The organism is Actinomadura sp. 6N118 (assembly GCF_044326415.1).
Taxonomy (GTDB): domain Bacteria; phylum Actinomycetota; class Actinomycetes; order Streptosporangiales; family Streptosporangiaceae; genus Spirillospora.
In genome coordinates, this window is sequence record NZ_JBIRAZ010000012.1 from 20680 (window position 1) to 46228 (window position 25549).

The 25549-nt window shown below is 70.5% G+C and carries 26 protein-coding genes and 1 riboswitch; of the genes, 15 read left to right on the plus strand and 11 right to left on the minus strand.

Features of this window, described 5'->3' with window-relative positions; genetic code table 11:
• Window positions 1-80 precede the first annotated feature (80 nt).
• From ACH34W_RS29010 to ACH34W_RS29030, 5 genes are all read left to right on the plus strand, one after another.
• The gene (locus ACH34W_RS29010; protein WP_395964275.1) at window positions 81-287 is read left to right on the plus strand and encodes a hypothetical protein; all 207 of its coding nucleotides are present in this window, start codon (window positions 81-83) and stop codon (window positions 285-287) included.
• Window positions 284-967 carry an ABC transporter ATP-binding protein gene (locus ACH34W_RS29015; RefSeq protein WP_395964276.1) on the plus strand — a complete coding sequence of 228 codons (684 nt, stop codon included), beginning with the start codon at window positions 284-286 and terminating at the stop codon, window positions 965-967. Before ACH34W_RS29010 ends, ACH34W_RS29015 begins: the two co-directional genes overlap by 4 nt.
• Window positions 967-2988 carry an ABC transporter permease gene (locus tag ACH34W_RS29020; protein ID WP_395964277.1) on the plus strand — a complete coding sequence of 674 codons (2022 nt, stop codon included), beginning with the start codon at window positions 967-969 and terminating at the stop codon, window positions 2986-2988. The genes ACH34W_RS29015 and ACH34W_RS29020 overlap by 1 nt, the downstream gene beginning before the upstream one ends.
• Before the next feature lie 113 nt (window positions 2989-3101).
• Window positions 3102-3590 carry a GNAT family N-acetyltransferase gene (locus tag ACH34W_RS29025; RefSeq protein ID WP_395964278.1) on the plus strand — a complete coding sequence of 163 codons (489 nt, stop codon included), beginning with the start codon at window positions 3102-3104 and terminating at the stop codon, window positions 3588-3590.
• Between the two features lie 160 nt (window positions 3591-3750).
• Window positions 3751-3972: a hypothetical protein gene (locus ACH34W_RS29030; RefSeq protein WP_395964279.1), complete on the plus strand. Its 222-nt coding sequence runs from the start codon at window positions 3751-3753 to the stop codon at window positions 3970-3972.
• A 3-nt stretch (window positions 3973-3975) separates the two neighbouring features.
• Here the strand turns inward: ACH34W_RS29030 and ACH34W_RS29035 are convergent, their stop codons facing one another.
• A complete protein-coding gene (locus ACH34W_RS29035; RefSeq protein WP_395964280.1) occupies window positions 3976-4911 on the minus strand; it encodes a serine hydrolase in 936 nt (311 codons plus the stop codon).
• Between the two features lie 185 nt (window positions 4912-5096).
• Here ACH34W_RS29035 and ACH34W_RS29040 point away from each other — a divergent pair, with 185 nt between their 5' ends.
• The gene (locus ACH34W_RS29040) at window positions 5097-5903 is read left to right on the plus strand and encodes a methyltransferase domain-containing protein (RefSeq protein WP_395964281.1); all 807 of its coding nucleotides are present in this window, start codon (window positions 5097-5099) and stop codon (window positions 5901-5903) included.
• Window positions 5904-5943: 40 nt separating this feature from the next.
• Here the strand turns inward: ACH34W_RS29040 and ACH34W_RS29045 are convergent, their stop codons facing one another.
• The 3 genes from ACH34W_RS29045 to ACH34W_RS29055 all read right to left on the minus strand — a co-directional run bounded on the left by ACH34W_RS29045 (window position 5944) and on the right by ACH34W_RS29055 (window position 8786).
• The gene (locus ACH34W_RS29045) at window positions 5944-6522 is read right to left on the minus strand and encodes a TIGR03086 family metal-binding protein (RefSeq protein ID WP_395964282.1); all 579 of its coding nucleotides are present in this window, start codon (window positions 6520-6522) and stop codon (window positions 5944-5946) included.
• A gap of 66 nt (window positions 6523-6588) precedes the next feature.
• The gene (locus ACH34W_RS29050; RefSeq protein ID WP_395964283.1) at window positions 6589-7386 is read right to left on the minus strand and encodes an SDR family NAD(P)-dependent oxidoreductase; all 798 of its coding nucleotides are present in this window, start codon (window positions 7384-7386) and stop codon (window positions 6589-6591) included.
• On the minus strand, window positions 7383-8786 hold the full coding sequence (locus ACH34W_RS29055) for a DHA2 family efflux MFS transporter permease subunit (RefSeq protein ID WP_395964284.1): 1404 nt from the start codon (window positions 8784-8786) through the stop codon (window positions 7383-7385). Before ACH34W_RS29055 ends, ACH34W_RS29050 begins: the two co-directional genes overlap by 4 nt.
• A gap of 118 nt (window positions 8787-8904) precedes the next feature.
• Between ACH34W_RS29055 and ACH34W_RS29060 the strand changes: the two genes are divergently transcribed.
• Window positions 8905-9534, plus strand: coding sequence for a TetR/AcrR family transcriptional regulator (locus tag ACH34W_RS29060; protein WP_395964285.1), 630 nt, complete (start codon window positions 8905-8907; stop codon window positions 9532-9534).
• Window positions 9535-9546: 12 nt separating this feature from the next.
• Here the strand turns inward: ACH34W_RS29060 and ACH34W_RS29065 are convergent, their stop codons facing one another.
• Both ACH34W_RS29065 and ACH34W_RS29070 read right to left on the minus strand, forming a co-directional pair.
• Window positions 9547-9723 (minus strand): hypothetical protein, encoded by a 177-nt coding sequence (locus ACH34W_RS29065; RefSeq protein WP_395964286.1) that lies wholly within the window; start codon window positions 9721-9723, stop codon window positions 9547-9549.
• An 81-nt stretch (window positions 9724-9804) separates the two neighbouring features.
• Window positions 9805-11463, minus strand: a complete 1659-nt coding sequence (locus ACH34W_RS29070; protein WP_395964287.1) for an acetolactate synthase large subunit — start codon at window positions 11461-11463, stop codon at window positions 9805-9807.
• Between the two features lie 248 nt (window positions 11464-11711).
• Here ACH34W_RS29070 and ACH34W_RS29075 point away from each other — a divergent pair, with 248 nt between their 5' ends.
• Window positions 11712-13169 (plus strand): benzaldehyde dehydrogenase, encoded by a 1458-nt coding sequence (locus ACH34W_RS29075; RefSeq protein ID WP_395964288.1) that lies wholly within the window; start codon window positions 11712-11714, stop codon window positions 13167-13169.
• Between the two features lie 37 nt (window positions 13170-13206).
• Here the strand turns inward: ACH34W_RS29075 and ACH34W_RS29080 are convergent, their stop codons facing one another.
• The 3 genes from ACH34W_RS29080 to ACH34W_RS29090 form a co-directional block, all read right to left on the minus strand.
• Window positions 13207-14226: an LLM class F420-dependent oxidoreductase gene (locus ACH34W_RS29080; RefSeq protein ID WP_395964289.1), complete on the minus strand. Its 1020-nt coding sequence runs from the start codon at window positions 14224-14226 to the stop codon at window positions 13207-13209.
• A 116-nt stretch (window positions 14227-14342) separates the two neighbouring features.
• Complete coding sequence (locus ACH34W_RS29085; RefSeq protein WP_395964290.1) at window positions 14343-14552, minus strand: DUF397 domain-containing protein; 210 nt, start codon at window positions 14550-14552, stop codon at window positions 14343-14345.
• The gene (locus ACH34W_RS29090; protein ID WP_395964291.1) at window positions 14549-15394 is read right to left on the minus strand and encodes a helix-turn-helix domain-containing protein; all 846 of its coding nucleotides are present in this window, start codon (window positions 15392-15394) and stop codon (window positions 14549-14551) included. The genes ACH34W_RS29085 and ACH34W_RS29090 overlap by 4 nt, the downstream gene beginning before the upstream one ends.
• 286 nt (window positions 15395-15680) lie before the next feature.
• On the opposite strand from ACH34W_RS29090, the gene ACH34W_RS29095 reads away from it, so the two are divergent.
• A complete protein-coding gene (locus ACH34W_RS29095) occupies window positions 15681-16151 on the plus strand; it encodes an ATP-binding protein (RefSeq protein WP_395964292.1) in 471 nt (156 codons plus the stop codon).
• A gap of 81 nt (window positions 16152-16232) precedes the next feature.
• Here ACH34W_RS29095 and ACH34W_RS29100 read toward each other — a convergent pair whose 3' ends face one another.
• Both ACH34W_RS29100 and ACH34W_RS29105 read right to left on the minus strand, forming a co-directional pair.
• Window positions 16233-16862 carry a TetR/AcrR family transcriptional regulator gene (locus ACH34W_RS29100; RefSeq protein ID WP_395964293.1) on the minus strand — a complete coding sequence of 210 codons (630 nt, stop codon included), beginning with the start codon at window positions 16860-16862 and terminating at the stop codon, window positions 16233-16235.
• Window positions 16863-16871: 9 nt separating this feature from the next.
• Window positions 16872-17708, minus strand: a complete 837-nt coding sequence (locus ACH34W_RS29105) for an oxygenase MpaB family protein (protein WP_395964294.1) — start codon at window positions 17706-17708, stop codon at window positions 16872-16874.
• Between the two features lie 104 nt (window positions 17709-17812).
• Window positions 17813-17959: riboswitch (cobalamin riboswitch) on the plus strand.
• 79 nt (window positions 17960-18038) lie between these two features.
• On the opposite strand from ACH34W_RS29105, the gene ACH34W_RS29110 reads away from it, so the two are divergent.
• From ACH34W_RS29110 to ACH34W_RS29135, 6 genes are read left to right on the plus strand one after another with little or no spacing between them, the layout of a single operon-like run.
• The gene (locus ACH34W_RS29110) at window positions 18039-20117 is read left to right on the plus strand and encodes a putative cobaltochelatase (protein ID WP_395964295.1); all 2079 of its coding nucleotides are present in this window, start codon (window positions 18039-18041) and stop codon (window positions 20115-20117) included.
• Between the two features lies 1 nt (window position 20118).
• Window positions 20119-20721 carry a cob(I)yrinic acid a,c-diamide adenosyltransferase gene (cobO, locus tag ACH34W_RS29115; protein WP_395964296.1) on the plus strand — a complete coding sequence of 201 codons (603 nt, stop codon included), beginning with the start codon at window positions 20119-20121 and terminating at the stop codon, window positions 20719-20721.
• Complete coding sequence (locus ACH34W_RS29120; RefSeq protein WP_395964297.1) at window positions 20718-22082, plus strand: cobyrinate a,c-diamide synthase; 1365 nt, start codon at window positions 20718-20720, stop codon at window positions 22080-22082. Before cobO ends, ACH34W_RS29120 begins: the two co-directional genes overlap by 4 nt.
• A complete protein-coding gene (gene cobI / locus ACH34W_RS29125) occupies window positions 22079-23368 on the plus strand; it encodes a precorrin-2 C(20)-methyltransferase (RefSeq protein ID WP_395964298.1) in 1290 nt (429 codons plus the stop codon). Before ACH34W_RS29120 ends, cobI begins: the two co-directional genes overlap by 4 nt.
• Window positions 23365-24171: a precorrin-4 C(11)-methyltransferase gene (cobM, locus tag ACH34W_RS29130; RefSeq protein ID WP_395964299.1), complete on the plus strand. Its 807-nt coding sequence runs from the start codon at window positions 23365-23367 to the stop codon at window positions 24169-24171. Before cobI ends, cobM begins: the two co-directional genes overlap by 4 nt.
• A 28-nt stretch (window positions 24172-24199) precedes the next feature.
• Window positions 24200-25549 carry a cobalt-precorrin-5B (C(1))-methyltransferase gene (locus tag ACH34W_RS29135; protein WP_395964300.1) on the plus strand — a complete coding sequence of 450 codons (1350 nt, stop codon included), beginning with the start codon at window positions 24200-24202 and terminating at the stop codon, window positions 25547-25549.

The window sequence follows — 25549 nt, forward strand, 5'->3', positions numbered from 1 at the left end:
ACCATTCGGCCGATCTCGGCGTGTGACGACCGGCCCTGTGTCCGATGTGGCCGATCTGGCCGTTCCCGCACGCTTGAGACATGAACGCCATGTACCTGATCTACGTCCCGATCGCCGTCCTCTTCGCCGTCTTCGTGATCTACGCGGGTCTGATCATGCCCGCCAGGGACATCTCGGAGTCGTGGCGGGACCGCCAGGAGCCACGCGGCCCGGACGAGCCGGCGGACGGCGCCGACGTCCTCTGCTTCAGCCCCTCCTCCGACGACCACCGAAAGGTTGCAGCGTGAACGAGCTTGTCCTCTCTGGACACGGCCTGGCCAAGCGGTTCGGGCCGACCGTCGCCCTCGGCGGGGTGGACCTCGCCGTCGCCGCGGGCGAAGCTGTAGCGATCATGGGGCCGAGCGGCTCCGGCAAGTCCACCCTGCTGCACTGCCTGGCCGGGATCATGAAGCCGGACGCGGGGGAGGTGCTGCTGTTCGGGCAGCGCATCGACTCGCTCGGGGAGCGCCGCCGCAGCGAGCTGCGCCGCACCCGGTTCGGCTTCGTGTTCCAGTTCGGCCAGCTGCTGCCGGAACTGCCCGCCGAGGAGAACGTGGCGCTGCCGCTCATGCTCGGCGGCGTCCCGCGCGGCGAGGCCGTCCGGGCCGCACGCGGCTGGTTCGGGCCGCTCGGGCTCGCCGGGATGGAGGGCCGGCGGCCGGGTGAGCTGTCCGGTGGCCAGGCCCAGCGCGTGGCGATCGCCCGCGCCCTGGTGTCCAAGCCCGCGGTCGTCTTCGCGGACGAGCCCACCGGGGCCCTCGACCAGAACACCGGCCACGAGACGATGCGGCTGCTGGTCGAGGCGACCAAGCACAACGGCGCCTCGCTGGTGGTGGTGACGCACGACCCCAACGTCGCGCGCTGGTGCGACCGCACGGTCGAGGTCCGTGACGGGCAGTTGCTGGTGCCCGCCGGCGGTGTCGTGTGATGCACACGACCCTCGAACTCTCCTGGCGGCTGCTGCGTGGCGGTGGCCGCCGGGGGCTGCTGGGCTCGCTGCTCACGCTGGCCGCGGTCGCGGTCTCCACCGGTTTGCTGCTCTTCGCCGTCGGCGCCAACCACGCCTTCTCACAGCGGGCCGACGCCGACGCGTGGCGGCATCCCGCCAAGGTGGCCGGTACGCAGGGGGCCGCGACCGCCGTCCAGGCGCTGGACACCGACTATGTACGCGGCACGCCGATCACGATCGTCGACCTCGCCGCCACGACCGGGTCGGCAAGCGAGTCGGGGAGCGGGCCGGGGAGCAGGCAGGCTCCGGTGCCGCCGGGGATGAAGGCGTTCCCCAAGCCGGGTGAGCTCTGGGTCTCGCCCGCGCTCGCCGACATGATCAAGAAGCTGCCCGCCGACCAGCTGGCGAAGCGGTTCCGCGCCGGGGCGCCGACCGGGATCCTGGGGGACGAGGCGCTCGTCCATCCCGGCGAACTGGTCGCGGTGGCCGGCCACAAGCCGTCCGACCCGGCCATGACCGCCGAGCGGAGCGACACGGCGGGCGCGGAGACCACCGAGTCCCCGGCGCCGATCGATCACTACGCCACCGGCGCGGTGTCGACGATCCCGCAGGTCTACCAGATACTGGCGATCATCGCTTCGGTGCTGATGGTCGTACCCCTGCTGGTCTTCGGCGGTGCCGCCGCCCGGCTCACTGTCGCCCGGCGCGACCAGCGGCTGGCCGCGTTGCGCCTGGTCGGCGCCACGCCAGGGCAAGTCGTCGCGATCACTGCCGCCGAGGCGGTGCTGACCGCGGCGGCGGGCGCGGTCGCCGGAGCGCTGCTCTATGTCGCGGCGGTCCCCGCGCTCACGCAGATCACGATCGGCGGGGGCACCTGGTTCGCGAGCGATCTGTGGCCGGGGTTGCTGCCGCTCGCCGCCGTGCTCGTCGCGGTGCCCGTACTGGTCGGCGTCAGCGCCATCGTGGGCCTGCGCCGCGTGGTCGTCAGCCCGCTCGGGGTGGCCAAGCGGGAGACGCCGCCCGGCATGAAGGCGATCCGGCTGGTCGTCTTCGGCGCCATCGTCGTCGCCTTCGGGATCATCAGCGGGAACCTCACGTCGATGGGCAGGACGGGCGCCGTCCTCCTCGTGGTCTTCCTCGCGCTCGGCTTCCTTTCGATCAACCTGGTGGGGCCGTGGGTGGTCGCGCTGATCGGCCGCATCACGGCCGGCACGGCGCGCGGGCCCGCCCGGCTGCTGGCGGGCCGCCGCCTGATCGACGACCCGCGCTCCGCGTGGCGAACGGTCGCCGGGGTGGCGCTGACCGGGTTCGTCGCGGGCTTCCTCTCGCTGATGAATCCTGCCGCGATGCCGGGCGCCGACGCCAAGGAGCGGATGGAGCTCACCGTCGCGAAAGCGCGTGCGACCGCGGTGGCGGACCAGGCCAAGGAGCGGCTCGCCGGCATCCCGGCCAAGGTGACGGTGGGTGAGGCCAGGTCCGATGACTACTCACGGACGCTGCAGATCACGGTGCCCGGAGGTGACGCCGCGGTCGACCGGGCCCGCACGGCGCTGCACGGCGTCGTCCCCGGCACGTCCCCCACGCCCCCGGCGGGCTCGGGAGCGGAGCTGTACCTGCTGGCGGACCTGCGTACCGGCGCGCTCACGGTCCTCGTGGTGTCGTTCCTCATCGCCATCACCAGCGCGGGCATCACCGGAGCGTCGGCCGTGCTCGACCGGCGCCAGACGTACGCGATGTTGCGCCTGGCGGGCACGCCGCTGGAGGTGCTCGACAGGGCGCGGCGGCAGGAGACCCTGATCCCGCTCGCCATCATGGGCGGCGGGTCGTTGCTGACCGGGTTGTTCTTCGCTTCTCCGTTCGCGGCGGGATTCGGGTTCTCGGGCGCGCTGACGTTGGTGGCGTTCGTCGTGCTCGGGTTCGCCGGGATCATCGGCGCCGGCGCGCTGAGCCGCCCGCTGCTGCGCTCGGTCACCGCCGACCCGGCACCACGCCCCGACTGAGGGACGCATTGTTTCGGGTGGGCTGTTTCGGGTGGGGCTCCACGCGGGTCCTGCGAGGGGGTCCGCCCGAAATTGCGTCGCGTTCGCGCTGCTGGGACCGGCATGCTGTGGGCATGGAGATCCGGGAGGCGAAGGTCGCGGACTGGCCGGCGATCTGGCCGTTCCTGCACGAGATCGTCGCCGCCGGTGACACGTTCACCTGGCCGCGCGACATCGGCGAGGAGCGCGCCCGCTCGTTCTGGATGAAGGAGCCGCCCGGCCGTACGGTCGTCGCCGTCGGCAGCGAGGGCGTCGTACTCGGCACGGCCAACATGAACCCCAACCACATGGGGCCCGCCTCGCACATCGCGAGCGCCAGCTTCATGGTCGCGCCCGAGCACGCGGGCCGCGGCGTGGGCCGGGCGCTGGGGGAGTACGTCATGGACTGGGCGCGAGCCGAGGGGTATCGCGCGATGCAGTTCAACGCCGTGGTGGAGACCAACGAGCGTGCCGTGCACCTGTGGCGTTCCCTCGGCATGGAGGTCGTGGCGACCCTGAAGGAAGGGTTCTGTCACCCGACCAGGGGTTATGTCGGCCTCCACATCATGTATCGCCTCCTCTGAACGAACGCGCGTTCGAAAAAATGTCAGAGGCGAGGCGTAAGTTCGCAGCGTGACTCGGGGGACTCCGGGGAATATCAATCGAACCAGGGAGCTTGTTCGGTGCGTACCTCCGGGTATCCCGACCGGCGCTCCGCCGGTGAAGCAGGAAGGGGTAGCTGCAGTGAACGAAGCCGCGTTCCATCACCTTTCCCGCCCAAGGCTGGACGGGCCCGCAGAGCGGACCCTTGTCGAGCCGTGGCTTACCCACACCCCTACCAACTTGGCCCTCAACACCTATATGGATGTCGCTGAGCCCGAGGTGACCGTCGCCGCGCTCGCCGCGGTCGAGCCTCTTCCCGTATACCGCCCGCTGGTGCCGCACCGCGTCCCCGTGGCCGCATAACGCCTACCCGTCGCCCTTTCCAGGGTGCACGGCCCTTGCCGCGAGGGTGGCGACGCGTTCGATCGTCGCCACCCCGGCCGACAGCGAGGGATGGCCGGCCGAGATGACGGCGATCAGGCAGTCGTGCTCGCCGCCGTTGATCCGGCCGATGCTGTTGACCGTCCAGGCGCCGCCGTCGACCTGGCGTGGCAACCAGCCGTTCTTGAGAGCGACCGTCTCGGCCCGCTCCGCGGCCGCGCTGACGCCCCAGGCCTGGTCGTCCACGACGCCCTTCATCAGGCTCAGCACGTAGCTTCGGTGCTTCGCCGTGAGCGGGCTCTTCTTCGAGGTCAGCGCGCCGAGCAGCCGGACCTGGTCGGCGGCGCTCGTCGTTGTCGAGCCCCATGCCCCGCCTGGCCCGGCGGTGGTGTGCCTGAGGCCGAGCTTGCGGTTGGCCTTGTCCAGCCCGCTCCCGCCGCCGATCGAGTTCCACAACACCGACGCCGCGCCGTTGTCGCTGTGCCGGATCATCTGGGCGGCGAGCGACCTCTCGTACGGGCTGAGCCCGCGGTCGGCGCGCTGTGCCTGGAGCAGCAGCGCCATGAGGATGTCGACCTTGACGATGCTGGCCGTCGCCGTCCGGATCTTGCTCCCGTACGAGTACGTGGCGCCCGTCTCCAGATCCCGGACCGCCACCGACACCCGCCCGGGCCGATCGTCCAGATACCTCTTGATCGCTCGTGACACCCGTGCCCGCTCACGCCCCGGCACCGCCGACGGCGGAGTGGCGGTCGGCGCAGGCGCCGGCGTGACCGCCGGCGCAGGCCCAGCGGTGGCCGGTGGCCGCGGAGTCGAGGCCATCGGAGCGTTGTCAGGCTGTTCGTGCACGGTCAGGCCCACCATCGCGATCGTGGTGACGGCGGCGACACCTGAGCGCAGCGTGGCATGCCGGAATCCCATGCCGCCCGAGGCTGATCAGTCAACCTGGAGGTCCCGTGAGCCGAACCTGAAAGTCGTGTTTCCTTCGCAGGACCCGATCACGGTGTCTCATATTGCAAGACACTATTCTCAAATTATGAGAAGACTGTCTATGGTGATGGGCATCGGCCACGGCGACGACGCCGTGAGGGAGAGAGGTGTCTTCGATGTCGGCACAGGGGACCTACACGCACGGCTTTCACAAGTCGGTGCTGAGCTCGCACACCTGGCGCACAGTGGAGAATTCCGCGGCCTACCTGATCGAGCACCTGCGCGCCGGGGCCTCGGTCCTGGACATCGGTTGCGGCCCGGGGACCATCACCGCGGACATGGCCGAACGCGTGGCGCACGGCCGCGTCACCGCCATCGACGCGTCGGACGAGGTGCTGGAGCAGGCCGCGCGGGAGGCGGCCGGGCGCGGCGTGGACACCGTCAGCTTCTTCGTGGAAGACGTGCACGCGCTGAGCTTCGCCGACGACACGTTCGACATCGTGCACGCCCACCAGGTCCTGCAACATGTGGCCGACCCGGTCCAGGCGCTGCGCGAGATGCGGCGCGTCTGCAAACCGGGCGGCGTCGTCGCGGCGCGGGATGCCGACTTCGGCGGCTTCGTCTGGCATCCGAGCCCGCCCGGCATGGACGAGTGGATGCCGATCTACTACAAGACCGCGCGCCGCAACGGCGGTGAACCCGATGCGGGCCGCCGCCTGATGTCATGGGCACGCGAAGCGGGCTTCGCCGACATCACCGCGACCGCCTCCATCTGGTGCTACTCCACGCCCGAAGAACGCGAGTGGTGGAGCGAGTCCTGGGGCGGACGCCTGCTGCACTCCTCCGTCGCCGACCACGCCATCGCCGGAGGCCACGCCACCCGCGACGACCTGCACCGCATCTACACCGGCTGGAAGGCCTGGGCCGCGGCCGAGGACGGCTGGTTCGCCGTGCCCCACGGGGAGATCATCTGCCGCCCCTGAGTCCAGTCGCCCTGAGTCCTGCCGCCCCTGAACCCATAGGTCACGACGTGCCCCAGGCGGGGTCCCGGCCGGTCAGGCCGACGAGACGGTCGAGGGCCGGGGCCTCGGCGGGGACGGCGACGGGAGGGCCGTACGGGCCGTCGCTCGAATCCCCCAGCGGAGCCTGGGACAGGAAGTCCAGGCAGGTCTCGACCGCCTCCGGCGCGCTCTCGTACGGCTGCCCGATGGACCGGGCGACGTCCCAGCCGTGCACAACGACCTCGTTCAACGCCACCAGCCCGGCCACCTGGCCCGGCAGGTCGATCCCGCCGGCCTGGGTCATCCCTTCCCAGGCGTCCGGCTTGCGCCACGCCTCGGCGAGCCCGGCAAGGCGCTGCGGGAGGCTCTCCCGCCAGTCATCCGGCAGGCGTGAGGCGTCGGCGGACGGGCCCTGCGACCCGCCGGGCAGCGTGCCCTTCGCGGCGGCGACGGTGAACGCCAGCGACAGCCCGTTGATGTGGTCGATCAAGTCTCCCAGCGTGTACGCGGGACACGGCGTCGGCAGCGTGAGCTGGTCGTCGGTCACGTTCACGAGAACTTCCGAGAGCCGCTCGGTGGCGGGTCCAAGGTCCGGAGTCATGGAGGTCTCCTCATCGGATCGGTTGCCTTGACGTGTAGACCAGGCGGCGCCTGAAAACTCATCGCTTCATATGGCGGCGTGGTTCTGCGCGGCGGGCGGCAAGTATTTCCTCGTGAGGTCGTCGAGCCGGGCCGCGGCGGCCTTGTCGTCGGGCAGAGTGATGCGCCTCCCCTCGATGAAGGCTGTCAACGCTTCGGTGGGCGGTGTGTCGATCAGGGGAACGATCGGGGCGATGCTCTGAGCGACGGATTTGCCGAACTTCTTCATCGAAAGCATGTGAGCCGCGTCCGCCGCGTCGTAGTCGCCGGAGAGGCCCGTGGCCGTCATTCCGGGATGGAACAGCACATAGCTGACGCGGGGATGGCTTTCGGCGTAGGACTCTCCCAGCAGGTCGTTCAGCTTGCCGCCTTGGAACATCGCCGAGACTCCGTTGTAGTCCTCGGTGAATTCCAGATCGTTCCAGTGAACGAGGGAGAGGTCGGCGCCTGGGCCTGCCACGTTCATGATGACGGGGCGTTCGGACGCCTCCAGTCGTGCGGCGAGGCCGTGACAGAGGAGATAACGGCTCAAGTAGAAGAGTGCGAAGTTCTCCTCGATGTCTTCGGCGGTCTCGTACCGGCGTGAGCGGAAGTGGCGCGCGCACAGGATGAGCGCGTCGATGACGGGAAACCTCGCTTCGAGTTCTTGGACGGCCTTCCTGGTCTCGCCGAGGAGGCTCAGATCGGCTTGGACGAAGACGGCGCGTTCATCGGCTTTGGCGGCGTTCCGGCCGACGATGACGACTGTGTCGCCCCGGTCCAGGTAGGTGCGGGCGAGTGCCCTGCCGATGCCGTCGGTTCCGCCAGTGATCACGATTGTCTTCAACGGAGGGCTCCTTCGGTGACCGCCTCGGCGGGTGGGTTGGTGAATTCGGGTGCCGGACGTCCTGGCAGGAGGGCGGCGGCGAGGAGGATGACGGCCGTCACGGCGGCGCCGAACACGGCCACCCGGTGGAAGCCGGTCGACGGGCCGACGGTCTCGATGATGAGCGCGACGACGGCGATGCCGGCCGAGGCGCCCAGCTGGTTGAGCATGTAGAGCACCGAGCTGCCCTGCGGCACGAGCGGGGCTGGGAGTGTCCGGTAGAGCGCGCCCATCGTGGGGGCGCCGACACAGCCGAGGCCAAGTCCGATCACGAGCCCGGCGAGGGCGGGCCAGCGGACGGGGTCGTCCGGTCCGACCCGGATGAGGGCCAGCGTGCCGGCCGTGGCGGCGAGCGCCCCGGCACGGACCAGGGTGCGGCCGCCGATCCGGTCGCTGAACCGCCCGGCGATGGGCGAGGCCGCGGCCGCGCCGAGACCCAGCGGGGCGACGAGGAGACCGGCGGTGAGGGCACCGTGGCCTTGCTGCTGGAAGTGCAGCGGCAGGACGAAGAGCACGGTGTACATCGCGACGCCGGTGAGCGCCATGACGCCGACGCTCGCGGCGAAGCCGCGGCTTCCGAAGAGCCGCAGATCGACGAGCGGCGACCTGCTCCGGAGGGCGTGCGGCGCGTACGCGGCCAGCAGCACGAGGCTCACGGCCAGCGGAGTGAGGGTCTGCCAGGTGGTGAAGCGTGCCTGCTCGGCGGTCTGCGACAGGGCCAGGCCGGCGGCTGCAAAGCCGGGGCCGAGAAGGGCTAGGCCGACCACGTCGAGCGGGGTGCGCCTGGTGGCGGGCTCGTCGGCCGGGATCAGCCGGAGGGCCAGGAGGAACGCGGCCATGCCGATCGGCAGGTTGATGAGGAACATCCACCGCCAGCCGAGGCCGTCGAGAACGAGCCCGCCCACGACCGGGCCCAGTACCGGGCCGAGGGAGAGGACCGCCGCCATCGTTCCCATGACCCGGCCGGCGCGCGCCGGTCCCGCGGCCCGGGCCAGCAGGACGAGTACGAGCGGATCGAGGATGCCCGCGCCGAGCCCCTGCACCACGCGGAACACGATGAGGCTGCCCACGTTCCACGCCATCCCGGACGCGAGCGACCCGGCCAGGAAGAGCAGCAGACCCGCCAGCCAGAGCCGCTTGGCGCCGAACCGGCCGACGGCCCAGCCGGTGACCGGAATGGTCACCGTGAGCGTCAGCAGGTAGCCGGTCGACACCCAACCGACCGCGCTCAGCGAGCTGCCGAACTCCACCGTCAGGGTGTCGGCGGCGACGGCCACCATCGTGCCGTCAAGGATGCCCATGATCCCACCCAGCAGGATCACCCCGATCAACCATCGCAGACGGTCTTCGTCATGCGTCATGGCGTCTCCTCACTCACAAAATAGACTAGCGAGTTCAATTTAGAAGACTGATCAGTATTGGGCAAGCTGGACCATTTGACTGGACTCACCAGTCCAGTTTGGCCGTATGATCGGAGGCATGAGCGGAACGCGTGCCGCGCGCGGGCGCATCGACAAGAGGGCGGCGATCCTCGATGCCGCCTACACCGTCTTCGCCCGGGAGGGATACGCGCAGGCGGGGGTAGACGTCATCGCCGCGGAGGCAGGGGTTGCCAAGGCGACGGTCTACAACCACTTCGGCGACAAGGAGACGTTGCTGCGCGCGTCGTTCAGCGCGGTCGCCGACGACGCGCTGGCCCGCAACATGGCCGCCGTGGAACGGCTCTCCACGCAAGGTGACCTGCGCACGATGCTGGAAGAGGTCGGGTACGCGCTGATCCGGTGCTACTGCGACGAGCAGTCCTGGGCGCTGCGGCGCCTGCTCGCGGCCGAGGTCGCCCAGTTCCCCGATCTGCTGGATGTCGTCCAGGGCCGCGTCGCGGACAAGGTCATGGAGTCGCTGGCCGACCGGCTGGCGCGACTCTCCCTGGCCGGGCGGCTCCGGGCGGCCGATCCGCTCCTTGCGGCGGAACACCTCGCGGGTCTGCTCATGGGGCCGCTCGACCGGCGCAGCCGGTCCGGCACGCGGGAGATCCCGGAAGCGGAGGCGCGGGAGATCGCGGCGGCGGCCGTCGACACGTTCCTGCGGGCGTTCGCCGCCGGGTCATGACGAGCCGCCGGGTCATGACGATCGGCGGTTGAGGGCGGCCAGTTCGGCTTCGAGGGCCTCGATCTTTGCTGCCAGCTCGGCCCTCGTGTCCGTGTCCGAGCCGGGGTCCAGCCAGTCGTCGTGCTCGGGCCTGGTCGTCAGCCAGCGCAGGACGCGGCCCATCGCCGAATGGGGATTGCCTTCGTACACGTCGCCTCCGGTCCACGGGGTTCGCCTCCCGTACAGACTCGGAGGCGGCGTGTATCTATGCCGTTAACTCATGGAGTTCTTTCACAGGGCGTCGGTCAGTTCGCCCAGCTTGTCGGTCAGCTGGAGGTTGTGGGAGTAGTCGACCGGGACCGTGATGACCGAGACACCGTCCTCGTCCAACGCCTTCTGGAGGGTGGGCAGCAGGTCGGCGGCGGTCGTGACGCGGTAGCCGTTGGCGCCGAAGCTCTCCGCGTACTTCACGAAGTCGGGGTTGCCGAACTTGATGTTGGAGTTGCGGCCCATCTCCAGGTCCATCTTCCATTCGATCAGGCCGTACGCGTCGTCCTCCCAGATGAGGACGGTGATCGGGATGTTCTCGCGGACGGCGGTCTCGAGCTCCTGGGAGTTCATGAGGAACGCGCCGTCGCCGGTGGCCGCCAGCACGCGCCGGTCGGGGTGGGCGAGCTTGGCGGCGAGCGCGCCCGGCACCGCGAAGCCCATCGACGACAGGCCGTTGGACACCAGCAGGGTGTTGGGCTCGTACGTCGGGTACATGCGGGCCATCCACATCTTCACCGCGCCCGTGTCGGCGAGCACGATGTCCTCGCGGCCCATGGCCTCGCGGATGTCGGCGACGATACGGCGAGGTGAGAGCGGGTAGCCGTCCTCGGACCTGCCCTCGCGGAGCTCCTCGGCCATCAGGTCGCGGATCTTGCGGCCCGTTCCGTTGACATCGAAACGGCGGTGGACGGACTCGGCGAGGGCGCGCAGTGAGCGGGAGATGTCGCCCTGGATGCCGACCTCGACCGGGTAGTGGTCGTCGACCTCGGCCGGGAACTGGTGAATGTGGATGATCTTCTTGTCGACCTTGGGGTTGATCTTGACCGGGTCGAACTCCTGCAGCTCGTAGCCGACCGCGATGATGACGTCGGCCTCGTCGAAGCCGAAGTTGACGTAGTCGTGGCGCATGAAGCCGACCGCGCCGAGCGCGTTGCGGTGGTCGTCGGGGAAGACGCCCTTGCCGTTGAACGTGGTGGCGACCGGCAAGCCGACCTGCTCGGAGAAGTGGATCAGCGCCTGGCTCGCCCGGGCGCGGGTGGCACCGTGACCGGCCAGCACGATGGGTTGTTTCGCCAGCGCGATGACGTCGGCGGCGCGGGCGACCTGCGCGGGGGAGGGCTCCTGCGGGCGGACGACGTTGACCGGCAGCGGCTTGAGGTCGCCGGCGACCTTGGCGGCCTCGACGTCCTCCGGGATCGCCAGGTAGACCGCGCCGGGGCGTTCGGTCTGGGCGGTCTTGAACGCCTTGCGGATCATCTCCGGGAGCGCCTCGGCGGTCGGCGCCAGCTCGGCCCACTTGGTGATCGGCCGGAAGAGGGACACCAGGTCGACGATCTGGTGCGACTCCTTGTAGATGCGGTCCAGCCCGACCTGGGCGGAGATGGCGACGACCGGGGTGCTGTTGGTGGTCGCGTCGGCGACGCCGAGCTGCAAGTTGATCGCGCCGGGGCCGAGCGTCGCGGAGGCCACACCCGCCTTGCCGGTGAGTCTGCCGTAGATCTCCGCCATGAACGCCGCGCCCTGCTCGTGGCGGACGAGGATGTAGCGGATCGAGGAGTCGTTGACGGCGTCGACGAAGTGGATGTTCTCCTCGCCGGGAATCCCGAAGACGTACTCGACCCCCTCGGCTTCGAGTGCGCGAACGAGCAACCGGGCGGCGTCGACCTGCGGGCTGGACATCGTGTGTCCCTCTCCAAGGAGCTTCTTTAGATCAAGTCTTGTGGACATCCGATGTAGCGCCCGGATGGCCTCGGGCATTCCACTGCACCGAGTGGTGTACCCCACGGGGTGTGACCCACCAGGTGTATCTGGCTGGCCTTCCGTTCAGTGGAAAGGTCGGTGGCCTGACATCCCCTTGGGGAGCACCATCGCGGGAGACCCGCAGCCACCCTGCCCCGGGTCCGCGGCACGCGCGCCGAGGAGGAACCATGACGCTGCTCGACTCAGGCACCTGGACCGAAAAGATCTTCAACGGGGAGTGGACCGGCACGGCGGACGGCGCGTACGACGTCGTCGAGCCGGCGACCGGCACCACGCTGGGAAGGCTCGGCCGCGCGACCACCGCGGACGTGGCGGCCGCGGCGACCCGGGCCGCGGCGGCGCAGCGTGACTGGGCTGCGCGGACCTACCAGGAACGGGCCGCCGTCCTCCGCCATGCCGGACGGCTCTTCGAGGAACACGCCGAGGAGATCCAGGGCTGGATCATCCGAGAGGCGGGGTCGATCCCGCCCAAGGCGCAGCTGGAGACGCAGTTCACGACGGACCTCTGTTACGAGGCAGCCGCCCTCGCCTCGCATCCGCAGGGCAGGGTCCTGCCGTCGGCGCAGCCTCGCTGGAGCCTGGCCCGGCAGCGTCCGGCCGGGGTCGTCACCGTGATCGCGCCGTTCAACGTCCCGCTGATCCTCTCGATGCGATCGGTCGCGCCGGCCCTCGCGCTCGGCAACGCGGTCCTGCTCAAGCCCGACCCCCGGACGGCCGTCTGCGGCGGGGTGGCGGTCGCGCGGATCTTCGAGGAGGCAGGCCTGCCCGCCGGGCTGCTGCACGTGCTGCCGGGCGGGGCGGACGTGGGCGAGGCCGTCATCGCGGCACCGGAGGTACGGGTCGTCTCGTTCACCGGATCGACCAAGGTGGGCCGCCGGATCGGCGAGGCGTGCGGGCGGCTGCTCAAACGCGTCCATCTGGAGCTCGGCGGCAACAGCGCGCTCATCGTGCTGCCTGGCGCCGACGTCGCCAAGGCGGTGTCGGCCGGCGCGTGGGGCTCGTTCCTTCACCAGGGCCAGATCTGCATGACGACCGGCCGCCAGTTGGTGCACGAGAGCCTGCACGAGGAGTACGTGGCGGCGCTCGCCGACAAGGCCGACAAACTGCCGGTCGGCGACCCGGCCCGCAATGAGGTGGCGCTCGGCCCCATCATCGATCAGTCGCAGCTCGCACAGATCGACCGGTTTGTCAGCGACTCCGTCGCGGCCGGCGCGCGGCTCGCGGCGGGCGGCACGCACGAGGGGCTGTTCTACCGGCCGACCGTCCTGGCAGAGGTCACGCCGGACATGCCCGCGTACGCCCAGGAGGTGTTCGGCCCGGTCGCGCCCGTCGTGCCGTTCAGCACGATCGACGACGCGATCGAGCTGGCGGCGGACAGCGAGTACGGCCTGGCACTGGGGATCCTCGGCGACGTCGGCGAGGCGATGCGCGTGGCGGACGCCGTGCCGACCGGCCTCGTGCACATCAACGACCAGACGGTGAACGACGAGCCGATCGTGCCGTTCGGCGGGCTCGCCGCCTCAGGCAACGGATCCCGCTTCGGTGGGCCGGACGCCAACATCGAGGCGTTCACCGAGACACAGTGGGTCACGATGCGCAGCGAGATCGCCCCGTACCCCTTCTGACGCACTCAGTGGGGGTACGGGGAGACCGGTCTCCGGGTCAGGCGTGCACGAGGTCGCGGATCTCGCGCAGCGTCGGCTCGTCCCGGACGCCCGCGATGAGCAGGGTCGTGACGGGACTGCCGCGCCACAGTTGCAAGCGTTCCTTGATGCGGCCGATCGGGCCGAGCAGCGAGATGGAGTCGGCAAGCTCGGCCGGCACGGCCTTGATCGCCTCGTCCCGCCGGCCGTCCAGGAACAGCTCCTGCACGCGCTTGGCCTGCTCGGCGTAACCGAGGCGGCCGATCAGGTCGAGATGGAAGTTGTGGTCGCGCGCTCCCATCCCGCCGATGTAGAACGCGAGCGGGATCTTGGCGAACTCCAGGGCGGAGTCGAGATCGTCGGTCACGATGGTGGTGACGGTCGCGGCGATCTCGAAGCCGCCTGGACGGCCCGCGAGCGATTCGCCGAAGAGCGTGTCGATCTGCTCGGGGTCCACGAACAGCGGCAGCCAGCCCTGGGTGTTCGCGGTGGCCAGCGCGATGTTCTTCGGCCCCTCGGCGCCCAGATAGATGGGGATCTCCGGCCGTACGGGATGCACGATCGACTTGAGCGGCTTGCCGAGGCCCGCGCCACCCGGGTAGGGCAGCGGGTAGTGCGGGCCCTCGTTCGTCACCGGGCCCTCACGGCGCCACACCTGCCGGACGATGTCGAGGTACTCGCGGGTGCGGGCGAGCGGCTTGGGGAACGGCACGCCGTACCAGCCCTCCACCACCTGCGGCCCGGACGCGCCCAGCCCGAGGATCACCCGGCCGCCGGACAGGGCGTCGAGGGTCAGCGCGTGCATCGCGGTCGCGGCGGGCGTGCGGGCCGACATCTGCGCCACGGCGGTACCCAGCTTGATCCTTGAAGTACGGGCGGCGTACCAGGTCAGCGGGGTGAAGGCATCCGAGCCGTACGCCTCCGCGGTGAAGACCGAGTCGTACCCGAGCCGCTCGGCCGCCAGCACGGTCTCGGTCTGGTCGTCGGGGTCGCGCTGCCAGTAGCCGACGTTGATGCCGAGCTTGAGTTCTGCGGTCACGGGTCACCCTCCGGGATTCGGGAACGCACCGGCGATACTAGAACACGTTCTAGTATCGCCGGAAGGGTGACCCTGGCGGACAGGTGATTGGGCCGGTGGTCGGACTCGAGGTCGGGCTAGGAGATCATGCTGCGGAACGCGATCCATCCGGTGGCCGAGAAGACCAGCGCGGGACCCTCGGGGTCCTTGGAGTCGCGGACAGCCCGGCGGCCGCCGGACAGCGCGGCGATCTCGACACACTGGTCGCCGCTTCCGCTGTGAGAGGACTTGTGCCAGGTGGCATTGGCGAGTTCGGTGGACGCCTGGTTCACGTGCTGCTGGTTCACGTGCTGCCGCTCCTTGCTGCCTCGTGGAGGAGGCGTGCGGACTCCTCCGGGGAGAGGGCCAGGGCGGTGACGCGGTCGAATCTGGCCCTATGTTGGGCTATTGCCTCCGCGCTTTCGAGATAAACGTCACCCATAGTGCCCTCTACGTAGGCGATATCAGGGTCGGCGGGGTCCGGGAACGACAGGATCGTGAAACGGCCGTCCAGCCCGGCGTGCTCGCCCGCGCTGCGCGGGAGCACATGGATCGTCACCTGGGGGCGCCGGGTCGACTCGGCGAGCGATTCGAGCTGCGCTGTCATGACGCTCTGCCCGCCGATCGGGCGGTAGAGGATCGCCTCGTCCAGGATGACGTCGAGGCGCGGCGCGCTGGCGCGGTTGAGGAGGGCCTGCCGGGCCTTGCGGGCGGCGATGCGGCGTTCGATCTCGGTACTGTTCGGGAGCATCCGGCCGGCGGTGATGACCGCGCGGGCATAGTCCTCCGTCTGCAGCAGACCATGGACGAGCTGGGCGTCCCACGAGCAGATCTGAGACGCCTCGTCCTCCAGTGCCACGTAACTGCCGGCGAAGACGTCCGCGTAGGCGGTCCACCAGCCGCGCTGGCCGGCCTCCTTGGCGAGGTTGATGTAGGCGTCGCGGTCGGGGCTGGGCACGCCGTACAGATCGAGGATGTCGGCGATGTCGCCGTGCCGTGGCCTGGTCTGCCCCGTTTCCAGTCGCGAGACCGTGGCCCGCGACCAGCCGAGCCGGTCGGCCACGTCCTGCAGGGTGAGTCCCTGCTCGTCCCGCATCCTGCGAAGCTCCCGTGCAAGCCGGCGGCCGCGCACCGTGGGCCGGTAGGTCATAGAGGTGAGAGTCCCGTATCCGGACGGTCCAGTACAACGTGATTGCGGAAGCCGGTAAGAGCAATCTCGCGAAGAGAGTTGCGGGGATGAGAATCTCACGCGACGCTGAAAACGTGACCGTTCGGGGACGGAAAGTAACGGAGCAGTACGTGGCCGCGCAATTCGGAACGTAACCGCGGGAGGACCCGTGAAGGCTTCGCCTGAGTTCACGGACGATGATACGGAGCTCCCTGGATGGGTCTGGGCGCTCCCACGTGGCCCTGGATGTGCTGGATACGCGCGGTCGGTGCTGGCCGAAGCGCTCACCACCTTCGGGGTCGACCGGGGCATGGTCGGTGACGCCCAGCTGATGGTGAGCGAGCTGGTGACCAACGCGCATCAGCACGCGGCCGATTACGGGCCGCACGAGCTCTGGCTCTATCTGGGTGAACGATCGGGTGCCCGGATCGCTCCCACCACGGCGTCCCCGCCGGCCGTGCGCGAGGTCCGCTGCGCCGTCTTCGACGGCCATGCCGACGCGCGCCTGCCCGGCTATTCATGGACGTCCGGCGACTGCGGCCGCGGCCTCAGCATCGTCCGTGAGCTGTCCGAGGGCCGCTGGGGGGTGCTCCACACCCTCTCCCGGCTGGGTCCTCCGGTCCCTGGCAAGGCGGTCTGGTTCGCGGTCCCCGTGCCCGCCGCCGCAGCCACGTTCCTGAGCCCGTCGGGCCCGACGACTTCGTCAGACGACGCCCCACCCCAGCCGGGCGTCGCCTGAGGCAGCCGGTTGTCGGCTGAGCTAGGCGTTGGCTGGGCTGAGTGTCGGCTGTGGCGGGCGCTGCCTGGCGGTGGGTCGGGCTCAGGCCCGTTCTACCGCGGGTGCGATTTCTCTGACGAGGACGAGCAGCGAGCCGGCCAGCAACTTGTGGACCTGGGCGCGGCTGAGCGTCTTCTCCTGGAGCCACTGCCGGGTCGCGACTTCGGCCAGCCCGGAGTACGTGCGGAGGACGGCGCGCAGGGTGTCGGTCGGTTCAGGGACGTGGAGCAACGTGAGCATGTGCTCGACGGTGGCGTCGCGGGTCTTGTTGACGATGCGCCGGAGCTCCGGGTCCTGGCCGAAGCCTTCCGCGTCGAGAGCGGCGAGCCAGGTGTCGGCGTTGGACTCGGCTGCGTCCAGGAACAGGTGGACGCACAGGTCGACCGTCTCTTCCAGCGGCAGCGTGGGGTCGGCAGGCGGGGCCTGCCCGGCGTAGCTGACCGTGAGCCCGCGCACGACCTCCAGGAAGAGCTCACGTTTCGTGCCGAAGTAGTAGTGGATCAGCCCGCGCTGGACACCTGCCTCGCGTGCGATCGCGGCGGTGGAGACGTCGGCGTACGGGACTTCCGTGAACATCCGGCGTGCCACACCGAGGATCTGGTCGCGCCGTTCATCCCTGGGAAGCCGCTGATAGCCCGCCCTGGAGGGACGGCGTGAAGACGGAGAGGGCACGCAGGCAGCCTATGCCGCCCGGCGCCGGCCTTGCCCGAAGAGCCGCAGAGGCCGTTCCCGGGCCACGAGATAGTCGGTGGGGCGGTGCCGTACGGACGCGGGCACGACCTTGGACGCCGTCTTGTTGGCCTCGACGAGCGAGGCGAACGCGAGGGACCGTGACCGGCTCCACGGGATGCCCAGCTCACGCCGCAGCGAGCGTGGCAGGAGCGCTCCGGCGGCGAGCAGGTTGAGCTGGAGGTACGCGGGGCCGAGCGGCCAGGGCATGGGCAGCCTGCGGCGGGTGTCGAGCAGCTTGGCCGAGACGGTGGTCGGGCGCAGTTCCTCCCGGACGACCCGGTCGAAGTAAGCGCGGAAGTCTTCGTAGACGACAGGGCAGTGGCCTTCGGGTACCCCGCACGCGTACGCGATCAGCTTCTGCTCCTGGTAGAAGCGTTCGCGTTCGCCCGACGGCAGCCGTCCGAACGTGCGCTGGTAGAGATCGAGCCCGTTGTGCACCAGCGTCGCCCAGACCCAGAGCAGGAGGTCGGGGTCCAGGGCGCGGTAGCGGACACCCTCGTCCGAGACGCCGCTGACACGTTCGTGCATGCGGCGCAGCTTGACGGATTGGCGGGCGGAGACCTCGGGCTCGGCGAACGAGAGCTTGAGCATGATGTCGGCCGTCCGCCACAGCCGGGCGAACGGGTCGTTCTCGAAGTCGGAGTACTGCTCGACCCCCGCGGCCACGAGCGGGTGGGTCACCTGCAGGAGGAGGGTCGGAGCGGCGCCGAGGCCGAGCACCGGCTCGCGCATGACCGTCCAGGAGACGTCGCCTGGACGGAACGGGAGTCCACCGGTTCGTCGCATGACACCAGTAGAGCACGTTATTGGCATACCGCCAATAGGCCTGTCACCCCACCGCGACTTGGGCGGTCCCCGAGGGTGTGCGATCCTTGCCTGCGACGGACGCGGAGGAACCCGGTGCGGCTGGGCCGACTCGATCGGCGCCAATTCCGGGGCTGTCCCGCAACTGTGACCAGGGGAGTTCCCTCTCCGCGCGCCACGGCGGCAACGCTGGAAGGCTGAGGGGGAATGTTGATCCGGGAGCCAGGAGACTCCGACCGTCGGATGAGACCGCCACGGGCGTGGACACCCGAGGGAAGGACGATGTGGCATGCCGCTCTGTCTGATGTGCCGATGAGCCGCCGCGGGAACGCCGGCGCCCGGTACCCGTTCTCCGCCGTCGTCGGCATGGACGATCTCAAACTGGCCCTTCTCGTCAACGCGGTGTCGCCCGGTGTGGGCGGCGTGCTGGTGCGCGGCGAGAAGGGCACCGCGAAGTCCACGATCGTGCGCGCTCTGGCCGGGCTGCTGCCGCCGGTCGGCGTCGTGCCGGGCTGCCGCTTCTCCTGTGACCCGGGCGATCCCGATCCGGAGTGCCCCGACGGCCCGCACGCCGGCGACCCGGCGGAGCGCAGGCCCGCGCGGCTGGTGGAGCTGCCGGTCGGCGCGTCGGAGGACCGGCTCACCGGCTCCCTCGACATCGAACGGGCGCTGACCGAGGGCGTGAAGGCCTTCGAACCCGGCCTCCTCGCAGCGGCGCATCGCGGCGTGCTCTACGTCGACGAGGTCAACCTGCTGCACGACCATCTCGTCGACCTGCTCCTCGACGCCGCCGCGATGGGCGAGTCGTACGTCGAACGCGAGGGCGTCTCCGTACGGCACGCGGCGCGGTTCCTCCTCGTCGGCACCATGAACCCGGAGGAGGGCGAGCTGCGGCCGCAACTGCTCGACCGGTTCGGGCTGACGGTCGAGGTGGCGGCCACGCGTGATCCCGATGAGCGTGCCGAGGTCGTCCGGCGCCGGTTGCGGTTCGAGGACGACCCGGCGGGCTTCGCTGCGGGCTGGGCCGAGGCCGAGGCCGCGCTGGCCGGACGGATCGCTGCCGCGCAGAGCAGGCTCGCGGGGGTCGAGCTGACCGACGCCGCCCTCCGTCAGATCACCGCCGTGTGCGCCGCGTTCGAGGTGGACGGCCTGCGCGCCGACCTCGTGACCGCCCGCGCCGCGATCGCGCTGGCCGCCTGGCACGACCGGACAGAGGTCACCTCCGAGGACGTACGGACGGCCGCGCGTCTCGCCCTGCCGCATCGGCGCCGCCGCGACCCGTTCGACGCCCCCGGCCTGGACAGGCAGAAGCTCGACGATGTCCTCGAAGAGCACGGCGAGCACGGCGAGCCGGAGCCCCCGGATGACGATCCAGGAGGGCCCGGCGATGGGCCTCCTCCTCAGGACGGCGACGGTCCCGTCCCGCCGCAGGCGTCCGGAAGCGAGCACGAGCAACAGCAGCCGAACGGACAGGCTCCGGCACCGTCGCCGTCGGAGTCACCGGCACCGTCAGAGGCACCGGCACCGTCTGCGGCCCCGAGTGAGCCCGCTCCCGCCGACGCCGCGTACAAGCCCCGGCTCTTCACCGTTCCCGGGACAGGCATGGGTGCGCCCGGCCGCCGTTCCAAGGCACGGAGCCCGTACGGCCGCGTCTCAGGCGCGCAGCCCGGATCGCGCGGCCTGCACCTCGCCGCGACCCTGCGCGCCGCCGCGCCGCACCAGCACGCGCGTGGCCGCAGCGGCCCCGGGCTGGTCGTCACCGCCGGCGACCTGCGTGAGGCGGTACGGGAGGGGCGCGAGGGCAACCTGGTGCTCTTCGTCGTGGACGCGAGCGGCTCGATGGCGGCGCGGCAGCGGATGCGCGCGGTCAAGGGCGCGGTGCTGAGCCTGTTGCTGGACGCCTACCAGCGGCGCGACAAGGTCGGGCTGATCACGTTCCGGGGGACGGACGCCGAGCTGGCGCTGCCGCCGACGTCCTCGGTCGAGGCCGGCGCGCGGCGGCTGGAGCGGCTCGCGACCGGCGGCCGTACCCCCTTGGCGGCCGGGCTCCTGCGCGCCGCGGAGGTGCTGCGCGTCGAGCGGCTGCGCGATCCGGCGCGCCGCCCGCTGCTCGTGGTCGTGACCGACGGCCGCGCCACCCACGGGCCCGACCCGGCGGCGGTTGCGGGGCTGCTGGCGGGCATGCGGACCGACATGGCATCGGTCGTCGTCGACTGCGAGTCGGGGCCGGTACGGCTCGGGTTGGCGCAGAGGCTGGCGGGTCATCTCGGTGCCGAGTCAGTCCGGCTGGACGAGCTCGCCGCGGACTCGCTCGCCGGTGTCGTCCGGTCGGCACGAGGGGCGGCGTCGGTTGATGGGGGATGGCGGGCGGGCAAGGAAAGGACTGCGTGAGATGCCGCAGGGCAAGCCGGAGTACGTGCCGGAGGACGGGCTGACAACCCGCGAGCGCCGTAACCGGCCGCTGGTGGTCGTGCACACCGGTCCCGGCAAGGGGAAGTCGACCGCCGCGTTCGGGCTGGCGCTGCGTGCCTGGAACCAGGGATGGCCCATCGGGGTGTTCCAGTTCGTCAAGTCCGCCAAGTGGCGTATCGGCGAGGAGCGGGCGCTGCGCGTTCTGGGTGAGACCGGCGAGGGCGGCCCGGTGAGCTGGAACAAGATGGGCGAGGGCTGGTCGTGGATCCAGCGGCCGGGCTCGGAGGAGGATCACGAGGCGGACGCCCGCGAGGGCTGGGAACAGATCAAGCGTGATCTGGCGGCCGAGACGTACCGTTTCTACGTGCTGGACGAGTTCACGTACCCGATGAAATGGGGCTGGGTGGACGTCGAGGACGTCATCGCGACGCTGCGGGACCGTCCGGGCGCGCAGCACGTCGTCATCACCGGACGGGACGCGGATCCGCGGCTGGTGGAGTTCGCCGACCTGGTGACGGAGATGGGCAAGGTGAAGCACCCCATGGACCGCGGCCAGAAGGGCCAGAAGGGCATCGAGTGGTGACCGTTCCCGGTGTCGCTGTTCCCCGTGTCGTCGTCGCCGCGCCCGCCTCGGGGAGCGGCAAGACGACCGTGGCGACCGGGCTGATGGCGGCCTTCGCGGCGCGCGGCCTGAGGGTCTCGCCGCACAAGGTAGGGCCGGACTACATCGACCCTGGCTATCACGCGCTGGCCACAGGTCGCCCCGGCCGCAACCTCGACCCTTGGCTGACGTCAGAGGATCTCGTTGCGCCGCTCTTCCGGCATGGCGCCGACGGCTCCGACGTGGCCGTGATCGAGGGCGTCATGGGCATGTACGACGGGGCTCCGGTCCCTCTGGCTTCGGGCGCCGGGGACTTCGCCTCCACCGCGCATGTGGCGACGCTGCTCGACGCGCCGGTGATCCTCGTCGTGGACGCCGCGGCTGCGGGACGTTCGGTGGCGGCCACCGTGCACGGCTTCCGCTCGTACGGCGAGGGGGTGCGGCTCGGGGGCGTGATCCTCAACCGGATCGGGTCGGACGGTCACGAACGCCTGTGCCGCGAGGCCGTCGAGGAACTGGGGATCCCCGTGCTGGGCGCGCTCCGGCGGCACGACGACATCGCCAAGCCGTCCCGGCATCTCGGGCTCGTCCCGGTCGCCGAACGCAGCGCCGAAGCCGTGGCCACGGTCGAACGCCTGGGAGCGCTCATCGCCGAGTCCTGTGACCTGGACGCGGTCCTCGCGTTGGCCCGCAGCGCCCCGGCGTTGTGCGCCGAGCCCTGGGCCCCTGATCTGCCAGCGGGAGCGCCGCAAGCGCCGCGAGTGCGGGTGGCGGTGGCGGGCGGCTCGGCGTTCACATTCGGATACGCCGAGAACGAGGAGTTGCTCGCGGCGGCCGGAGCTGAGGTCGTCCGTTTCGATCCGTTGCGCGACGAACGGCTGCCTGAGGGGACGGCGGGCATCGTGATCGGCGGCGGCTTCCCCGAGGTGTACGCGGCGGAGCTATCGGCCAACGAGCCGCTCCGCAAGGAGGTCGCCGCGTTCGGCGGTCCGGTCTACGCCGAGTGCGCGGGCCTCCTCTATCTGGCTCGCGAGCTTGACGGCAAGCCGATGTGCGGGGTGCTGGCCAGCGTGACCGCGACCATGGCCGAACGGCTGACGCTCGGTTATCGCGCGGCCGTGGCCGTGTCCGACTCCGTCGTGGCCCGTGCGGGAGAACGTGTGCACGGGCACGAGTTCCACCGGACCGTCACGGATCCGGCGCACGGCACGACCGCCGCCTGGCAATGGTCCATCGACGGCCCGGCGGGTTTCGTCCAGGGCCACTGTGTCGCCTCGTACCTGCATCTGCATTGGGCCGGGTCGCCCGGCTTCGCGCAGCGATTCGTGGAGGCCTGCCGATGAGCGAGAGCACCTTCTGCGGCCCCGTGTTGCTGCGCGGTGAACGGGTCGAGCTGCGGCCGTTCTCGATCGACGACGCCGCCGCGCTCATCGAGATCATCCGGGCCGGCGAGGACTTCCTGCCGGACAACTTCCCGCGCAGGCTCGACGCCGAGCGCCTGGCCTGGTGGCTGAACACCGGCGTCCACCAGCCGCAGCGGTCCGGCGCGGCGATCCATCTCGCGGTGCTCGACCGGGAGAGCGGCGCCTTCGTCGGCACCATCGGGCTCTACCGGGTGGACTGGACGCAGCTCACCTGCGAGGTCGGCTACGGCACACGGCCGCGAGCGCGACGCCGGGGCTATGCGACCGAAGCGCTGCGGTTGATCTCCAGATGGGCGTTGCGCGACTGCGGCCTGCACCGCATCGAGCTCCGCGCCGCGACCATCGAGTCGGTTCGTGTCGCGGAGAAGGCCGGCTACGTCTGCGAAGGCGTCGCGCGTGGCGGTGAACGCGAGGAGGGCGTCAACCGCGACCAGTTCGTCTTCAGTCTCCTCGCCGCCGATCTCGACCGTTCTGAAGCCGGTCCGCCGAGACTGGTCGGGATCGGTGTCGGGCCGGGCGACCCCGAACTGGTGACCGCGAAGGCCGTCCGGATCCTGCGCGAGGCCGACGTCGTGCTGGTGCCCGTGATGGCGCTGGACGAGGAGGGCCGCGCCGAGTCGGTCGTGCGCGCGTACACGGGCAAGGCCGAACGCGTCGTCTTCGCGCTGAACGACCGGGGCGGCGTGACCGGCAAACGAGCCGCTGCCTGGGACGGTGCTGCCGAACGGGTCGTGCGGGCGTTCGAGGAAGGTGCTCACACGGTTGCCTTCGCCACGATCGGCGACCCGAACGTCTACTCGACGTTCACCTACCTCGCGCAGAGCGTTCGGGAGCGTCGTGCCGACGTGGCCGTGGAGACCGTGCCCGGGATCACCGCCATGCAGGATCTCGCCGCGCGTTCCGGCACCGTCCTCACCGAGGGCGCCGAGTCGCTCGCGCTGGTGCCGCTGACGGCTGGAGTGTCAGGCTTCCGGGCGGCGCTGGAGACCGGCGACACGGTCGTCGCGTACAAGGTCGGCTCGGTGGCGGCAGAGGTCGTCGAGGTGCTCAAGGACGCGGGACGGCTCGAGGAGGCGGTCTACGGGGCACGGCTCGGCCTGGCGGGTGAGGACGTGCGGCCGGCCCGGGAGATCACCGGTGCCGTGCCCTACCTGTCGACACTGATCGTGCCGGGTCGCCGCACCACGCGAGGAGGCAAGCTGTGACGGGTCGTGTGTTGTTCGTGGGGGCCGGGCCGGGTGCCGCCGACCTGCTGACGTTCCGGGCGGCGAAGGCGATCGCCGACGCCGACGTGGTGATCTGGGCGGCCAGCCTGGTCCATCCCGACGTGCTCCAGCACGCCCGCGCGGACGCGGAGATCGTTGACTCGGCGCAGCTCCCAATGGAGGGCGTGCTGCCGTACTACGAGCGCGCGGTCGCCGAGGGCCTGACCATCGCCCGGATCCACTCGGGTGATCCAGCGTTGTGGGGCGCGTTGCAGGAGCAACTCGACCGGTGCCGCGACATGGGCTTGGACGTGGAGGTCGTGCCGGGCGTCTCCAGCTTCAGCGCGGTCGCGGCGGCGGTCGAACGCGAGCTGACGATCCCCGAGGTGGCGCAGTCGGTCATCCTCACCCGGCTGGGCGGCGGCAAGACGCCCATGCCGCCGGGCGAGGAGGTCCGCGAGTTCGCCCGGCACGGCACGACGATGGCGCTCTTCCTGTCGGCGGCTCGTTCGGGCCAGCTCCAGGAGGAACTCCTCGAAGGCGGCTATCCCGAAGACACCCCGTGCGTCGTCGCGTACCAGTGCACTTGGCCGGACGAGCTGATCGTGCGGTGCGCCCTCAGTGAGCTGGCGGAGACCGTGAAGACCCACAAGCTGTGGAAGCACACGCTCGTCTTGGTGGGCCCGGCTCTGGCCGCCGGCGGCACGCGGTCGCATCTCTATCATCCGGGTCACTTCCACGGTTTCCGGCGTGCCGAGCCCGCAGCCCGGCGCCGCCTCCGCGAAGCTCGTCGCTCTTCTTGAGGACGCGACGAGGAAGTGAGGCACCCAGATGACCGAAGACCCCGAGATTACCGAAGAGACACCGCCGATTACCGAAGAGACACCGCCGATTACCGAAGAGACACCGCCGATTACCGAAGAGACACCGCCGATTACCGAAGAGACACCGGCGATTACCGAAGAGACACCGCCGGCTGCTGAAGAGACACCGCTGCGGGAGCCTGATCTGCCGCGCACGATGAAGGTGCGGCAGAAGGCCCTGCGCACTGGCTGGACGACCGGCTCCTGCGCGTCGGCGGCGGCCAAGGCGGCCACGCTGCTACTGCGCGGTGAGGACCTGCCGGGATACGTGGAGATCGCGCTGCCCTCGGGCAACCGTGTGACGTTCAAGGTCGAGGAGACGGTCGTCGACAACGCACACGACCGTGCGCGGGCGGTGGTCGTCAAGGACGCGGGCGACGACCCCGACGTCACGCACGGCGCGCACATCACGGCCGACGTGTCGTGGCGGGACGGGCCCGGGCTGGAGCTCGACGGCGGTGAGGGCGTCGGCGTGGTCACCAGGCCGGGGCTCGGCCTGGAGCTCGGCGGCCCGGCCATCAACCCGGTACCGCGCAAGATGATCACGCATGCGGTCGCCGAGGCCGTCTTCGAGGCGCCGCTCGACGAGACGCCGGAGGCCGCGGACGTCACCGACCCGGCATCCGGGCGGGGCCTCCGGGTCGTCATCTCGGTGCCCGATGGCGAGATCATGGCGCGCAAGACCACCAACAAGCGGCTGGGCATCCTGGGCGGCATCTCGATCCTCGGAACCACCGGCATCGTGCGCCCGTTCTCGACGGCGTCCTGGCGTGCCAGTGTGGAGCAGGCCGTGTCTGTCATGGCGGCGCAGGGCGAGACGACCCTTGTGCTCTGCACCGGTGGCCGTACCGAGAAGGGCGCCATGAAGATGTTGCCCAAGCTTCCCGACGTGTGCTTCGTCGAGGTCGGTGACTTCACCGGTGCGGCGCTGCGCCGCGCGGTCGAGCACGGCGTCAAGCAGGTGGTCTTCGTCGGCATGGCGGGCAAGCTGACCAAGCTGGCCGCGGGTGTGCTGATGACGCACTACACGCGTTCCAAGGTGAACACCGAACTGCTCGGCGTGATCACCACCGACATGGGCGGCTCCGCGGAGCTGGCCGCCGAAGTGGCCCAGGCCAACACCGCACGCCACGCGTACGAGCTGTGGGAGGCCGCTGGGATCCTCGGTCCCTGCGGCCGGGAGCTCTGCCGCCGCGTCGCGGGCGTGCTGGAGCGCTTCGCGGTCGAGGAGGCGGGCGGTGAGGTGGCCGCGCAGGTCGTGCTCGTCGACTTCACCGGTGAGCGCATGGTCGGCATGTACGGCCGGATGGCGCGCTGA

Bases quoted from the DNA above. Each gene is read 5' to 3' on its own strand.
- ACH34W_RS29010 (WP_395964275.1), top strand. From the start codon at position 81: ATGAACGCCATGTACCTGATCTACGTCCCGATCGCCGTCCTCTTCGCC.
- ACH34W_RS29020 (WP_395964277.1), top strand. From the start codon at position 967: ATGCACACGACCCTCGAACTCTCCTGGCGGCTGCTGCGTGGCGGTGGC.
- ACH34W_RS29025 (WP_395964278.1), top strand. From the start codon at position 3,102: ATGGAGATCCGGGAGGCGAAGGTCGCGGACTGGCCGGCGATCTGGCCG.
- ACH34W_RS29035 (WP_395964280.1), bottom strand. From the start codon at position 4,911: ATGGGATTCCGGCATGCCACGCTGCGCTCAGGTGTCGCCGCCGTCACC.
- ACH34W_RS29040 (WP_395964281.1), top strand. From the start codon at position 5,097: ATGTCGGCACAGGGGACCTACACGCACGGCTTTCACAAGTCGGTGCTG.
- ACH34W_RS29045 (WP_395964282.1), bottom strand. From the start codon at position 6,522: ATGACTCCGGACCTTGGACCCGCCACCGAGCGGCTCTCGGAAGTTCTC.
- ACH34W_RS29055 (WP_395964284.1), bottom strand. From the start codon at position 8,786: ATGACGCATGACGAAGACCGTCTGCGATGGTTGATCGGGGTGATCCTG.
- ACH34W_RS29060 (WP_395964285.1), top strand. From the start codon at position 8,905: ATGAGCGGAACGCGTGCCGCGCGCGGGCGCATCGACAAGAGGGCGGCG.
- ACH34W_RS29070 (WP_395964287.1), bottom strand. From the start codon at position 11,463: ATGTCCAGCCCGCAGGTCGACGCCGCCCGGTTGCTCGTTCGCGCACTC.
- ACH34W_RS29075 (WP_395964288.1), top strand. From the start codon at position 11,712: ATGACGCTGCTCGACTCAGGCACCTGGACCGAAAAGATCTTCAACGGG.
- ACH34W_RS29090 (WP_395964291.1), bottom strand. From the start codon at position 15,394: ATGACCTACCGGCCCACGGTGCGCGGCCGCCGGCTTGCACGGGAGCTT.
- ACH34W_RS29105 (WP_395964294.1), bottom strand. From the start codon at position 17,708: ATGCGACGAACCGGTGGACTCCCGTTCCGTCCAGGCGACGTCTCCTGG.
- ACH34W_RS29110 (WP_395964295.1), top strand. From the start codon at position 18,039: ATGAGCCGCCGCGGGAACGCCGGCGCCCGGTACCCGTTCTCCGCCGTC.
- cobO (WP_395964296.1), top strand. From the start codon at position 20,119: ATGCCGCAGGGCAAGCCGGAGTACGTGCCGGAGGACGGGCTGACAACC.
- cobI (WP_395964298.1), top strand. From the start codon at position 22,079: ATGAGCGAGAGCACCTTCTGCGGCCCCGTGTTGCTGCGCGGTGAACGG.
- ACH34W_RS29135 (WP_395964300.1), top strand. From the start codon at position 24,200: ATGACCGAAGACCCCGAGATTACCGAAGAGACACCGCCGATTACCGAA.